General features: G+C 68.0%; 13 protein-coding genes. 7 read left to right on the forward strand and 6 right to left on the reverse strand.

The genetic code is table 11. The features are described 5' to 3' along the window. Nucleotides 1–27: 27 nt before the first annotated feature. Both BJF87_RS19180 and BJF87_RS19185 read right to left on the reverse strand, forming a co-directional pair. Nucleotides 28–690, reverse strand: a complete 663-nt coding sequence (locus BJF87_RS19180; RefSeq protein WP_373278702.1) for a hypothetical protein — start codon at nt 688–690, stop codon at nt 28–30. Nucleotides 691–1,073: 383 nt separating this feature from the next. Further along, the gene (locus tag BJF87_RS19185) at nt 1,074–1,748 is read right to left on the reverse strand and encodes a slipin family protein (protein ID WP_075863732.1); all 675 of its coding nucleotides are present in this window, start codon (nt 1,746–1,748) and stop codon (nt 1,074–1,076) included. Here BJF87_RS19185 and BJF87_RS26160 point away from each other — a divergent pair. Further along, on the forward strand, nt 1,747–1,911 hold the full coding sequence (locus tag BJF87_RS26160; RefSeq protein ID WP_155225629.1) for a hypothetical protein: 165 nt from the start codon (nt 1,747–1,749) through the stop codon (nt 1,909–1,911). The genes BJF87_RS19185 and BJF87_RS26160 overlap by 2 nt on opposite strands. Before the next feature lie 343 nt (nt 1,912–2,254). On the opposite strand, the gene BJF87_RS19190 is transcribed toward BJF87_RS26160, so the two are convergent. Both BJF87_RS19190 and BJF87_RS19195 read right to left on the reverse strand, forming a co-directional pair. Continuing rightward, complete coding sequence (locus BJF87_RS19190; RefSeq protein WP_035753732.1) at nt 2,255–3,112, reverse strand: alpha/beta fold hydrolase; 858 nt, start codon at nt 3,110–3,112, stop codon at nt 2,255–2,257. Nucleotides 3,113–3,144: 32 nt separating this feature from the next. Continuing rightward, nucleotides 3,145–3,465, reverse strand: a complete 321-nt coding sequence (locus BJF87_RS19195) for a helix-turn-helix transcriptional regulator (RefSeq protein ID WP_035753735.1) — start codon at nt 3,463–3,465, stop codon at nt 3,145–3,147. Nucleotides 3,466–3,557: 92 nt separating this feature from the next. Here BJF87_RS19195 and BJF87_RS19200 point away from each other — a divergent pair, with 92 nt between their 5' ends. Genes BJF87_RS19200 through BJF87_RS19220 form a run of 5 tightly spaced genes read left to right on the forward strand, consistent with a single transcriptional unit; the run spans nt 3,558 to nt 8,581 of the window. Further along, nucleotides 3,558–5,189 carry an ABC transporter substrate-binding protein gene (locus tag BJF87_RS19200; protein ID WP_262339054.1) on the forward strand — a complete coding sequence of 544 codons (1,632 nt, stop codon included), beginning with the start codon at nt 3,558–3,560 and terminating at the stop codon, nt 5,187–5,189. Continuing rightward, the gene (locus BJF87_RS19205; protein ID WP_006357068.1) at nt 5,144–6,262 is read left to right on the forward strand and encodes an ABC transporter permease; all 1,119 of its coding nucleotides are present in this window, start codon (nt 5,144–5,146) and stop codon (nt 6,260–6,262) included. Before BJF87_RS19200 ends, BJF87_RS19205 begins: the two co-directional genes overlap by 46 nt. After that, nucleotides 6,259–7,125 carry an ABC transporter permease gene (locus BJF87_RS19210; RefSeq protein ID WP_006357069.1) on the forward strand — a complete coding sequence of 289 codons (867 nt, stop codon included), beginning with the start codon at nt 6,259–6,261 and terminating at the stop codon, nt 7,123–7,125. The genes BJF87_RS19205 and BJF87_RS19210 overlap by 4 nt, the downstream gene beginning before the upstream one ends. Continuing rightward, complete coding sequence (locus tag BJF87_RS19215; RefSeq protein WP_006357070.1) at nt 7,122–7,973, forward strand: ATP-binding cassette domain-containing protein; 852 nt, start codon at nt 7,122–7,124, stop codon at nt 7,971–7,973. The genes BJF87_RS19210 and BJF87_RS19215 overlap by 4 nt, the downstream gene beginning before the upstream one ends. Next, entirely contained in the window at nt 7,970–8,581 is a 612-nt protein-coding gene (locus BJF87_RS19220; protein WP_006357071.1) for an ABC transporter ATP-binding protein, read from the forward strand. The genes BJF87_RS19215 and BJF87_RS19220 overlap by 4 nt, the downstream gene beginning before the upstream one ends. 120 nt (nt 8,582–8,701) lie before the next feature. On the opposite strand, the gene BJF87_RS19225 is transcribed toward BJF87_RS19220, so the two are convergent. Both BJF87_RS19225 and BJF87_RS19230 read right to left on the reverse strand, forming a co-directional pair. Continuing rightward, a complete protein-coding gene (locus BJF87_RS19225; RefSeq protein ID WP_075863734.1) occupies nt 8,702–9,658 on the reverse strand; it encodes a R2-like ligand-binding oxidase in 957 nt (318 codons plus the stop codon). Between the two features lie 102 nt (nt 9,659–9,760). Further along, entirely contained in the window at nt 9,761–11,890 is a 2,130-nt protein-coding gene (locus tag BJF87_RS19230) for an MMPL family transporter (RefSeq protein WP_075863735.1), read from the reverse strand. A 233-nt stretch (nt 11,891–12,123) separates the two neighbouring features. On the opposite strand from BJF87_RS19230, the gene BJF87_RS19235 reads away from it, so the two are divergent. Continuing rightward, nucleotides 12,124–13,251, forward strand: coding sequence for an NDMA-dependent alcohol dehydrogenase (locus BJF87_RS19235; RefSeq protein WP_075863736.1), 1,128 nt, complete (start codon nt 12,124–12,126; stop codon nt 13,249–13,251). Nucleotides 13,252–13,265 lie beyond the last annotated feature (14 nt).

Below are 13,265 nucleotides of genomic sequence, written 5' to 3' on the forward strand. Positions count from 1 at the left end.
GAGCGGGAACGGATTCAGTGAGCGAAACTAGGCGGCGAGGAGCCCGAACTTCTTGAGCCAGGGTCGAAGCAGTGGAACGAGCCGACGTTCCTCGAGGGTCGACCACGTCCATCGGACGACGGTGATGCCTTCGGCGCGCAGACGATCCTCGCGGAGCTTCTCACGAATCACGACATCCGTCGCCGATTCGTCTGCACCGCGCAGCCGACCGTACTTGTGGAGGCCGTCGAACTCGCCGACGAGCAGTTCCTCCCAGCCGAAGTCGCAACGGTACTTCTGACCGTCGACGGTGAACTCGCGCTGCAGCGTCGGAGTCGGAAGTCCCGCGTCGATCATCTGCGCGCGGCTCCAGGACTCGCCGACACTTTCGGAGGCGGCGTCTGCGAACGGCAAGGCGCGGCGAGCATTCCGGGCACTCTGGCGTCGACGGCCCGCGAGCAGATCTGCCATGACCGTCCGATCGGCACTCATCCGAAGTGCGGCGTCGAAGACCACGAGAGCCTGGTCGAAGCTCCCCATGGTCGCGACGTCGACGGCGGTACGTTCGATGGAGGTGACCCGCATGTCGTCGACCTCGACCACTTCGTCGATGTCCAATGGCGCGGCATGCAGGTGGCGGTGGGCGCGGATCGATCCGCCCGAGGCCCGGCCGGTGGTCACGTGGACGAGGCTGAGATCCGGATGGAGCATGGGTAACTCGTGAAGGGCTGCGGCGGAGACGTGGCTGAGTGGATGACCGTCGGAGGGGCCCGAGGTTGCGACCGCCAGGGCACGTAGGCGGTGGCGCTTCTCCAGGGAGTCCACGCCGGTCGGTTGGTCGGCGGCGGGAACCCAGACACCCGGTACCAGTCGTACGAGTTCGCGGCGCGTGACGGCGCCGGACAGTTGCTCGTCGGAGAAACCCGCGTGCAGTGCGCGTCGCGATGTACGAGCCCGAACCGATCGGTGGGGAAGGGTGGCATGGAGATACGACGCAGCGCGCGGCGATTGGGTTCCCGCTTGAGCGATCGCTCACACGATCCGTTCCCGCTCACTTTTCATGGGTGAGCGGGAACGGATGTGGTGAGCGAAACTCAGTCCGCCGACGGCACCTCGGCACCGCCGACGCTGAGCACGACGCGCGCACCGTAGGGCACCGACTCGACGAGCCGCAGCTGCGCCAGCGCCGGGTGCGCGTCGAGGAGGCGACCCGCATTCGCAAGTGCCCGCAGTGACGCGGTCTCGGCCCGGGCCGCCTCGAGCTTCGCCAGACCGCGGGTCCTCGCGGTGACCACCTCGAGTGCGGCACTTCGGATCTCCGACGGCACGATGATGTCGCGGATGACGGCATCGAGGACCTCGGCACCGACGGTTGCGGCGACCTCGGCCGCCGCCTCGCGGATCGGGCCGACGTCGACGACATCACCGCGTCGGATCAGGTCCTCCGACGCGGTGTCGGCGCAGACCTGGCGCAGTGCGATCTGCGCGGCCAGGTAAACCGCACCGATCGGATCGGCTGCCCGCTCGACGAACGCTCGCGCGTCGACGACCCGGGCACGCAACGACATCGAGACACGTATCGAGATCGAATCCGAGGTGAGGATCTCCTGCGGCGCAACAGGGATCAGTCGGTCGCGCAGGTCGACTGTCACCGTCGAATCGGGCTTGGAGATCCGATGACGACCGGTCGGCAGGGACCGGACCTCGGTACCCCGGTAGGTCAGCACCGTGTGACCCGGTGGGACGGTGATCTCGCGGTAGAACAGCATGGCGATCCTCCTTTCCGTTGCGTCGCAATGCTCGTCGGTCTACGTGGTGGCGACACCGCTCGCGGGCGGTCCGGCCGGTGGGATCGCATCGTCGAATCGCGAACGATCCGTCGACACGACCGCAGGACCGACCGATCCCGTGATCCCGGGAGCGGTGCCGTGATCAGGACTCGAACCTGAAAGGGTTGAGAAGACCCGTTGCCATCAAGGTAGGCACCAGGATTCCGACGCGCAGGAACACGTCGCGGTACCCCGCTCCGGCCTGCTGGTCCTCGTGCCGAACGGGAACTATGCCACCAGTGTCGATGGTGGGCAATCGATTATTCTCCGGTGGGTCGCTTCGGGCGCGCATGTCGCCGGGCCTTCGAGGCTCGTCGCTTGCGCTCCTCGCGCCTCAGGCAGCAAGGGGTGGCGCCTCGCACCTCAGGCAGCAAGGGGTGGCGCCTCGCACCTCAGGCAGCGGCGGGGTGCCGCCGGAGGTGAAGACTGCTACCGCTGAACACAACTCAGCGGGTCAGGAACGAGGTGACCGCCGCCTCGAAGGCCTCCTTGGCCTCGATCATCACCCAGTGGCCGCACTTCGGGAAGATGTGCAGCTCGGCGTCGGGGATGAGGCGCATGGGGACCATGGCCATGTCGGGCGGGCTGACGCGGTCGTCGCGGCCCCAGGTGAGGAGCGTCGGGCAGGAGACCTTGTGCATCGATGCCCAGTACGGAGGCGTGTCGGAGGCGGCCATGAACTGCTGCTGCATCTCGAAAGCCGCCGAGCCGTACATCATCTGGGCGGTCTTCTGGGCGTCCGGGTTGATCGCGGCTTCCCAGCGCTCTTCGATGAGCTCCTCGGTGACCAGGGAACGGTCGAAGACCATGGAGTTCAGCCAGCGGACGAGCTTGTCCTTATCGGGGGCGTCGGTGAACTCCTGCAGGAGTCGCAGGCCCTCGCTGGGGCTGGGGCTGAACACATTCGGGCCCACGCCGCCGATGGTGACGAGCTTCTCGACGCGGTCGGGCTTCTTGATCGCCAGGTTGACGCCGACGACGCCGCCCATGGAGTTGCCGATCATCGGGGCCTTGTCGATACCGAGCGCATCCATGAAGCGGATCACCGAGCCGCCGGCGGTGAGGACCGGGTGACCCTCGACCGCGTCGCTGACGCCGAAGCCGGGGAACTCGATGACGTAGCAGTGATGGGTCTGCGCGAAGTGGCCGAGGTTGCCGCGATAGTTGCGCCAACCGGTGACACCGGGACCGGACCCGTGCAGGAGGATCAGCGGCGGCGCTTCGGCGTCACCGGCCTCGTGGTAGCGCAGGGTGCCCTGGTCGGTCGTCAGTTCCCGTTTGGTCGCATCGAAGGAGACATCCACGCGAATAGACTAGAACGTGTTCTAATCCGTTGTCACGGGTGTGTGTGATCGTGTCCGTGACCTGCGGAGACGTGGCCGACTCCGATGATGTCGTGGAGGATGCGGTGCACGATCGCGTCGCCGACGACCTCGTAGTGGACCATCCGGCCGACCTTCTCCGACCGCACCCAGCCCTGGTCGCGGAGCGCCCGGATCGACTGTGAGGCGGCGTTCTCGGTGATGCCGATCGCGGCGGCGAGCTCGGCGACCGTCGAGCCCGGGTGGGCGTGCATCTCGGCGACGAGTCGTAGTCGCGTCGGGTCGCTGAGCAGGGTGAAGCGCGCGGCCCATGAGTCCGCGTCGAAATCGGTCACCGATGCCTCCTCTGCTCGTCCCGTCCCTCGAATTACACCACCGGCCGTGAATGCGGGGCCGAGTGGCGACCGATGTGTGTCTGGGGGAACATATGTCTGTGACGACACGTGTAGGCCGCCGGCCCCTCCGACGCGGCGGACGGCCGGTGATCGTGTCGGTTGCCACGACGCTGCTCGCCGGATTCGTTCTCGCGGGATGCGCCGATGGGCAAGGCTCTCCGGAGTCGGATCAGATCGTGCTCGCCGAAAGCCAGGAGCTCGGACAGTTCAACCCGATGCTCGGCTACGGGCAGTCCGGGGTGTCGCCGATCTACGACGGACTGTTGGTGCCGGCCGCCGACGGCGACGACCGCATCCCCGATCTCGTACCGGCGCTGGCCGCGTCGAAGCCCGAACGCGTCGCACCGCGCACGTGGCGGATGCCGCTCAAGGACGGCGTCACCTTCTCCGACGGCAGTGCCTTCGACTCGGCCGACGTGGTCGCGACCTATCGCGCCGCTGTCGACCCGAAGGTCGCGTCGAGCATCTCGACCGACTTCGCCCCGATTGTCACCGTCGAATCCGACGGGCCGCAGGCGATCAGGCTGACCATGAACACCGACGCCGATCCCTCGCCGTACCTGCTGCTGGGCATCGTCCCGTCGGAGAAGGTGGAGACGGTGCCCGCCGCGCGGTGGGCGCTCAACACCGAACCAGTCGGGACAGGCCCGTATCGCCTAGAATCCCTCGACCCCGACCAGGCGGTCCTCGTCGCCCGCGACGACCGTCCGGAGCCGCCCGCGCTGCGCAAGATCGTCTACACACATGTCTCCGAGGACAATTCCCGTGCGCAGCGGGTGCAGGCCGGCGAGGCCGACGGGGCGAGCCTCCCGCCGCGACTCGCCGACGGGTTCGTCGATCGGCCCGGTGTCGACGTCGCCGTGGTGGCGTCGGCGGACTGGCGGGGCGTGTCGTTGCCGTCCGAGAACGCCTTCACCGCAGATCCTTCCGCGCGGCTGGCGATGAACGTCGGCGTCGATCGATCGGCGATCGTGGATGACGTCCTCGTCGGCAAGGGTGAGCCGGCCAGCACGCCGATCGCGAAAGTCTATGGAGACGCCTACGATTCCGACGCCCAGTTCGCCTACAACCGGTCACGAGCCGCGTCGATCCTCGACGATGCAGGCTGGCGGCCCGGGCCCGATGGCGTGCGTGTCCGCGACGGTGTTCGCGCATCCTTCGTGCTCCTCTACAACGCCGAGGACACCCTGCGTCGTGATCTGGCGGTGGCGTTCGCGGCGTCGATGAAGAGGATCGGGGTCGAGGTGCTGACGCGGGGCACCAGCTGGGACGAGATCGTCACCAAGATGGACACGGCGGGTGTGCTTCTCGGCGGTGGCGCGACCCCGTACAGCATTGACGCCCAGGTCTACGACGCCCTGCACACCCGTGTGCCGGGCTCCTCGCCCTACTCCAACCCCGGGAACTTCACGGCACCCGGTCTCGACGAATTGCTGGACGCGGCACGCGAATCAGCAGCGGGGCCGGAGAACGACGAACGGTACCGTCGCATCCAGCAGGTCTACGCCGCCCGGCCGTCGCAGGTCTTCCTCGCCTTCGTTCACCACGCCTATGTCGCGAGGAGTGTCGGATGGTCGCATGATGCGCCGATTCTCGAACCCCACTCGCACGGCGTGACGTGGGGGCCGTGGTGGAATCTGCCGTCCTGGACGCCGACGTCGTGACCACGCAGACCCGAGCGGCCACCGAGCCGGTCGCGGGTACCCCGCGTCCCGCCCCGGAAAGGCCCTTCGGCACAGTCGAACACACACGACGCCCCACTCGCTCCCGGACCGTCCTTCGACTCCTCGGACGTCGAATCCTGGTGATGATCCCCACGGTGCTTCTCGTGTCGCTGGGGGTGTTCGCGGTCGCCGCGGCCTCGCCGTTCGATCCGCTGACGGCGCACCTCGGCGACAATTACCAGTCGGCGACGCAGGCGCAGCGGGGTGCCGTGACGCAGGCATACGGACTCGATGACCACTGGTTCGCGGCCTGGTGGAAGTGGTGGGTCGCGGTGTTCCAGGGGGACCTGGGGTGGTCGTCGACCATGCGCCAGTCGGTGGCGGACGTGATCGGCCAAGGGCTCCCGTTCACCCTCGGAATGTCATTGGCGGCGTTGCTGTCTGCCGCGGCCGTCGCCATCGCTCTCGGCGCGGTCATCGGCATGCGGCGTGGTGGGCTCCTCGACCGCGCCTGCACGGCGCTCGCCGCGATACTCGCCGCCACCCCGCCGTTCGTGGTGTCCCTCGTGCTGGTCAGCGCATTCGCGGTGGGGCTCGGGTGGTTCCCGACGTCGGGCGCACGACGACCGGGTGACGACTATTCGTTCGACGGACTGATCACGCACGCGGTGTTGCCCTATCTGGCGCTGACGATCTCGATGATCCCGTGGCTGCTGTTGACGATGCGCTCGGCGGTCGTCGACGCGGCCGCTTCCGACGCGGTCCGGGGCGCCCGTGCCCGAGGTGTGGGCGGATGGACCTTGCTGCGCGGGCACGTCGTTCCGGTGTCGGTGTTGCCCACGCTGGCCCTGCTCGGGACACGGTCGCCCGAACTCATCGCGGGCGCCGCGATCGTCGAAACCGTCTTCGGCTGGCCGGGTCTCGCCGAGGCACTGGTCGATTCGGCAGTGGCACTCGACTTCTCACTTCTCGCGCCGTTGGCCGTCGGATCGGTTGTCCTCGTCCTGATCGGATCGGCATTGTCGGATGCGGCCGCGGTGTGGATTGACCCACGGATCGGGTTACGGGCATGACCGCGGTCTTCCAGCCGGCGTTGCGCGACGAGAACCGTTGGGCCACAGCGGCCGACCGGATCAAGACTGCCGCCCCGTGGATTGTTCTCGCCGTCATCGGAGTGCTCGCGGTCGGATGGCCGCTCATCGCGGGAGACCAGACCGCCGACTTCGCGCAGGCGTTGCGCGCCCCCGGCGACGGTGCACTGCTCGGCACCGACCATTCCGGGTACGACCTCGGGGTGCGCACCGCAGAGGGCCTGCGGATCTCGTTGCTGATCGCGCTGGCGTGCGCGGTCCTGGCCACGCTCCTCGGCGTGACGATCGGCATCGCGTCGGTGACGGCCGGGGGGTGGGTCGACGCGATCGTGATGCGCGTCGTCGACGGCGTCAACGCGTTACCGCACCTCGTCGTCGGCGTGGTGATCGCCGCGATGTGGCGCGGCGAGCCCGTTGCGATCATCGCCTCGATCGCGCTGACCCACTGGCCGGCCGTGGCACGGGTGGTTCGCGCCGAACTGCTCGAGGCGACCTCAGCGGGGTGGGTGGAGACCGCCCGGCTCGCCGGGGCGTCGCGGACGTTCGTCGCGACCCGCCACCTCCTGCCTGCGGTGTCGGGCCAGGTGCTGGTGGCGATGACGGTGCTTCTCCCGCACGCGGTGTGGCATGAGACGACGCTGTCGTTCCTCGGCGTCGGCCTCTCTCCGGACGCTGCGAGCCTGGGCACGCTCCTCGGGCAGGCCCGCGGCGACGTCATCACCGGCGCCTGGTGGACGCTGGTGGTACCCGGTGTGGCGCTCATCGTCACCGCGCTCGCGTGCTCGGGCGCTGCGGCCTCGCTGCGTCGGGCCACGCTGCCGCCGAGCGGGGAGGTGTGGCGTTGAGCGCTCGTCTCGACGGGGTGACCGTCGACGTCGCAGTCCGACGCCGCGAACGGGTACGGGTACTCGACGACGTGACCCTGGAACTGCCTGCCGGGTCGATGACGGCGCTCGTCGGCGAGTCGGGTTGCGGGAAGTCGATGGTCGCGGCCTCGCTTTGCGGACTGCTCCCACCTGGGTCGAGCGTGACGGGGCGACTCTCGTTGGGCGACGACTCTTTCAGCGGGGAGGAGATCAGTGGACGCGACCCACGCTGGCGAGAACTGCGTGGTCGCCGGGTCGGGTTGGTCCCCCAGTCGGCGGCGACGTCGTTCACGCCGGTGCGCACGCTCGGCTCTCAGCTCCACGAGGTGATCGCCGGCCTTGACGGCGCGCGCGACGCCGTCGAGCTGTGTCACGCTGTCCATCTCGATCCCGATGCGTTGGAGCTGTACCCCCACGAACTGTCCGGCGGTATGGCGCAGCGTGCCGCCATCGCCGCAGCCCTGGCCGGCGATCCGCAGGTGCTGGTCGCCGACGAGCCGACCTCCGCTCTGGACCCCGAACTCGCCGCCGCCATCTGGGACCTCCTGGCGGCTACCGCCCGACGCGGAGCCGCAGTACTGGTGATCACCCATGACACGGAGACGCTGAGGGGGGGCCTTCGTGACGCGTCCTCCGCAAGCTCCGGACGCTCCTCAGGGGGCGAGGGGTTGGGTGTCGCCGCAAGGGTGGGGGTTCGTTCAGGGGGCGAGGGGTTGGCCGGGGTCGCGGTCATGCGCGCCGGCCGGGTCGTCGAGCATCGCCCAGCCGCCGACCTCGCTACGTCCGATGACGAGTACGTCGCCGCCTTCTTCGAGCCGGTCTCATGACGGCGACGCTCGTCGGCAGCGGCCTGACCGCGAGTTTCGGCGATCGTGAGGTGTTCACCGGCCTCGACATCGCGGCGCACGCAGGATCGATCACCGGCGTCGTTGGACGGTCGGGAACCGGTAAGACGACGCTGCTGCGCATCCTCGCCGGTCTCGCCGAGCCCGCAGCAGGCAGCGTGGAGCAGCGCGGTGTGGACCCACGCCCGGGGAACATCGGGTTACTCGCGCAGCATCCCCGCGTGGTCGCGAACCCACGATGGACGTTGCGACGGATCGTTGCCGAACCCGCCGCGATCGTGCGACGGAACTGTGACGTCGAGGCGATCGCCGGCCGCGTGGGCCTCGACCCCGCTCTGCTCGACCGCTTCCCGTCACAGGTCTCCGACGGTCAGCTCCAGCGCGCCTGCGTCGGCCGCCTGCTGGTGCAGGCTCCACGGTTCGTGCTGTGCGACGAACCGACCGCGATGCTCGATCCCATCTCGGCGCGGGCGGTGATCGGACTACTTCAGGAGCTGGTCGACGACGGTGCGGGAATGGTCCTGGTCAGCCACCAGCGTCGGCTCGTCGGCGCGCGGAGCGATCAGATCATCGACCTGGACCCGTCGTGACGGGCGGTCGGCTCGCAATTCCGGCCCCCTGAGCGCCGTCCGAGGGCACATTGCCCTCGAACCACGCTGAGAGGGACGGAAATCACCACGGCGTCGAGGTCCTTGGCGGAGGGACGTGACCTACATCTGCAACCGCGCCGCGTCGTCCTCGCCCATGGCGTCTTCGAGAACCTCGGGGGAGTAGTCGACGTCGATGTCGGCGACCGAGCGGCCGCGGGCGGATTCGATCGCGGAGAGTCGGCGTTGGGCGCGATCGGCGGCGTAGGTGAGGAACTCGTTGTTGTCGAGGCCGAAGGGTTGTTCGTCGAACTGCTGGTTGACCCAGTCGATCATGCCGAGCGCCAGGGGGAGGAGCTCGTCCATGCGTTCGCCGACGGTGGCCCAGAGCGAGTCGTCGGCGGCGACGTGCCGGCGGCAGGTGAAGGTGCCCCACGCCATGTGGCGACGCTCGTCGTCGCTGATGAAGCGGATCAGCTTCTGCATGCCGGGGAAGATGTCGTAGCGCGTGCAGACCTTCTGCCAGGCGTGGTAACCCGTCAGCGCCAGGCTGCCCTCGATGACGTGGTTGTAGGTGACGCTGGCGCGGATCTGGTTGCGTGGCGACGCGTCGTGCTCCAGGGCGTGCAGCGACTCCGGCAGCTCCTCGTAGAACAGCCGGCGATAGAAGGGGTTCTCCGCGACGAACGCCTGGAGGTCTTCTCGGAGGCCGACGGAGTCCATCCACATCCGGAAGACCTGGGTGTGCTTGGCCTCTTCGAAACAGAACTGGGTCAGGTACATCTCGTCGCCGAAGCGGCCCTCGGTGGACATCGCCTTCATGAAGGGCTGGATGTCCTCGGTCACCGCCTCCTCGCCCGCGATGAACTGACTCACGAGATACGTTGCGCTACGGCGTTGCTCGTCGTTCAGCTCGACCCAGTCCTGGGCGTCCCGCGAGAAGTCGATCGCCGTCGGGTCCCAGAAGCGGGCGTTGCCTTTGATGAAGAGACGCAACGGAAACGAGTCCCAGTTGAGACCTCCCGGTCGCAACGAGGAGAAGTCCTGGCGGCCCTCTTCCTTGTGCTCGATAAGCGTCATGAGATCACCAGCCAACTGCCGTGGAGAATACGAATACCTGACGCTAACGCTTTCCCCTGCGAACAGTGTCAGGTTCAGCGAATTCGCTTGCCGTAGCTCATGTTACGCCCTGTCGAGAACGGGCTCCGGTGTCGTGTCGTCTTCTTCGCGCTTGGCCAGCGCGCTCGGCCACCAGATCTTGCGACCGATGTCGAGGGTCAGCGCAGGCACCAGGAGGGTGCGCACGATGAGCGTGTCGATGAGGACGCCGAACGCCACCAGGAACGCCACCTGTGCGAGGAACAGCAGCGGGATCACGGCGAGTGCCGCGAAGGTCGCCGCCAGCACGACGCCGGCCGAGGTGATGACGCCGCCGGTCGCGGTGAGGCCGCGGATCATGCCGATCCGGGTCCCGTGCCGGAGTGCTTCCTCGCGCACTCGGGTCATCAGGAAGATGTTGTAGTCGATGCCGAGTGCCACGAGGAACACGAAGGCGAACAGCGGGACCACCGGGTCTGCACCGGGGAATCCGAACGGACCGTTGAACAGCAGTGCCGCCACACCCAGTGTCGTCGCGAAGGACAGCACCGCGGTCGCCAGCAGGATGGCCGGCGCCAGGATGCTGCGGAGCAGTGCGACCAGCACGAGGAAGACCACGATCAGCACGATCGGGATGATCAGGTTGCGGTCGTGGATCGACGTCTCACGGGTGTCGAGGTCGATGGCCGTGGTGCCACCGACCAGCGCGTCGGCGTTCGGGACCGAGTCCACCGCCGAGCGGATGTCGGAGACGGTGTCCTGGGCGGCGAGCGACTCGGCGTTGTCGGTCAGCGTCGCGGTGATCGCGACCTTGCCGTCGACGACCTTCGGGGCGTCGCCTTCGGTGAGCAGTTCGGCGTTGGCCACCCCGTCGGTCGCACGGACCGCGTCGAGCACCGCGGTGCCGGCGGCCTGGTCGGCGATGACGTAGGTGGGCGTGCCGCTACCGGCGTCGAAGTGCTTGGCCTGGATCTCGGCGCCCTCCACCGACTCGACCGTGCCCATGAAGAAGTCCGTCGACGCGATGCCGTCGGCCTTGAAGGTCGGGGCGAACGCCGCGCCGATGAGCAGCACGATCAACGTGCCGGCCCAGATGGCACGCGGCTTGGACGCGACCGTGTCGGCGATGCGCTTCCACAGGCGGTGGGTGGCGCCGCTGTCGGCTGAGGCCTCCGGCGCGTACTTGGGGCGGAGGGGCCAGAACGCGGTGCGGCCGAGCAGCGCGAGCGCGGCCGGCAGGAAGGTCATCGACGCCAGGAAAGACGCGACGATGCCGATCGCGGCGACCGGACCGAGGCTCTTGTTGGAGTTCAGATCCGACAGCAGCAGGCACAGGACACCGGCGATGACCGTGCCCGCCGACGCGGCGACCGGCTCGATCGTCGCGCGCCACGCCTGCTTGATCGCGGTGTATTTGTCCTCGGTGGCTATCAGTTCCTCGCGATACCGGGACACGAGCAGCAGCGCGTAGTCCGTCGCGGCGCCGAAGACGAGGATGAACAGGATGCCCTGGCTCTGACCGTTGAGGTCGAGGACGCCCTGCTTGGTCAGGAAGTAGACGAGTCCCGATGCGAGTCCGAGGGCGAAAACCGCGGAGATGACCACCACGAGCGGCAGGATGGGGCTGCGGTAGACGACGATCAGGATCAGGATCACGACGGCGCCCGCGACCAGCAGCAGCAGGCCGTCGATGCCGGCGAAGGCCTCGCCGAGGTCGGCGACCTGGCCGGCGGGACCGGTGACCGCCACCGTCAGACCGTCCGGTGCGTTCGCCAGCTTGTCGCGCAGGATCTCGACCGCGTCCGCGGGCTCGCCGGTGCTCTGGATCGGGACGAAGAGCTGGGCGGCCTGGCCGTCTTGCGACGGGATCGGCGGGGAGACCGCCGGACCGAAACCGGGCGTGCCGGCCAGGTCGGCCGTTGTGGTGCGCAGGAATTCGAGGTCACCGGGCGTGATCCCGCTGGAGCGTTCCGCGATGACGATGGCGGGGATCTCGTCGGTGTCCTGGAAGTCGGCCAGCAGATCCTGGACCTGCGTCGACTCGGCCGAGGCGGGAAGGAACGAACTGTTGTCGTTGCTCGCGACGCCCGCCAGCTTGCCGGCGAACGGGCCCGTGATGCCGCCGACGATCAACCAGCCCAGAAGGAGCAGGGCGGGGATGAGCCAGCGGAGCCTGCGGGTGGGACGGGGACTCGAAACGGTCTTGTCCGGCATGGGGTCATCGTTCCATTCCTCCTCCGCACGTGCGGAGGAAGGGCTCGAGGGCGGTCGCATGCAACCGTTTCGGTGCCATCCGGGAGCCGGATGGCCGCGGCGGGAACGCGTGACACCGATCACGTGAATTGGCTGCGGCGACCGAGGAGTTGGACCAACATGTGATGTACGTCGCATAAGCCGACGGCGATATCTAACGCCCTGTTCCGGGGCGACACGAGCAAGGAGCACACGTGAAGACCAAAGGTGCAGTTCTCCGCAATCCGGGTGAGAAGTGGCAGATCGAGGAATTCGAGCTCGGTGACCCGATGGCAGGCGAGGTCCAGGTGAAGCTCGTCAGCTCGGGTCTCTGCCACAGCGACCATCACCTCCGCACCGGTGACAGCCCGGCGCCGATGCCGGTGCTGGGCGGACACGAGGGCGCCGGCGTCGTGACCAAGGTCGGTCCGGGTGTCACCCGTCTCAAGGAGGGCGACCACGTCGTCACAGCGTTCATCCCGGCATGCGGGACGTGTGAGCCGTGTTCGCGCGGTCAGCAGAACATCTGCGACGAGGGTGCGCGCCTGCTGACCGGCTTGTCCATCTCCGACGACACCAACCGGGCGCGCACCCATGACGGTCTGCCGCTCGTGCAGATGTGCATGCTCGGCACGTTCGCGCCCTACATCACGGTCAACCAAGCGTCACTGGTGAAGATCGAGGACGACATCCCACTGCAGGCCGCAGCCCTCCTCGGATGCGGTGTGGCGACCGGTTGGGGTTCGGCGGTCGAGATCGGTGGCACCCACGCCGGCGACACCGTGATCGTCGTCGGCATCGGCGGTGTCGGCATCAACGCGATCCAGGGTGCGGCCGCCGCCGGCGCCCGGCACGTGATCGCCGTCGACCCGGTGCCGTTCAAGCTGCAGATGGCCGAGAAACTCGGTGCGACACACACCTTCCCGTCGATGGAGGCGGCACTCGAGGCGATCGGCGACATCACCTGGGGCAAGATGGCCAACACCACCATCCTCACCGTCGGTGAGATCGACGGCTCGATGATCGCGCCCGCTCTGGCCCTCACCGGCAAGGGCGGACAGGTCGTCGTCGTGGGTATGGGCAACTTCCAGGCGATGGACGCCCAGATGAACCTGTTCGACCTCACGCTCATGCAGAAGCGGGTGCAGGGTGCGATCTTCGGCGGCGCGAGCCCGCGGACCCAGGTCCCGGCCCTGCTCAACGAATACCGCGCGGGCAAACTCAACCTCGACGACCTGGTGACCAACACCTACCGGCTCGACCAGATCAACGAGGCCTACGACGACATGCTGGCGGGCAACAACATTCGCGGCATGATCGTCTACGGGGAAGACGACTACTGATCGCTCCGACGACA

It is taken from the genome of Gordonia sp. CNJ-863 (assembly GCF_001942325.1).
In the GTDB taxonomy this organism is placed as follows: Bacteria; Actinomycetota; Actinomycetes; order Mycobacteriales; family Mycobacteriaceae; genus Gordonia; species Gordonia alkanivorans.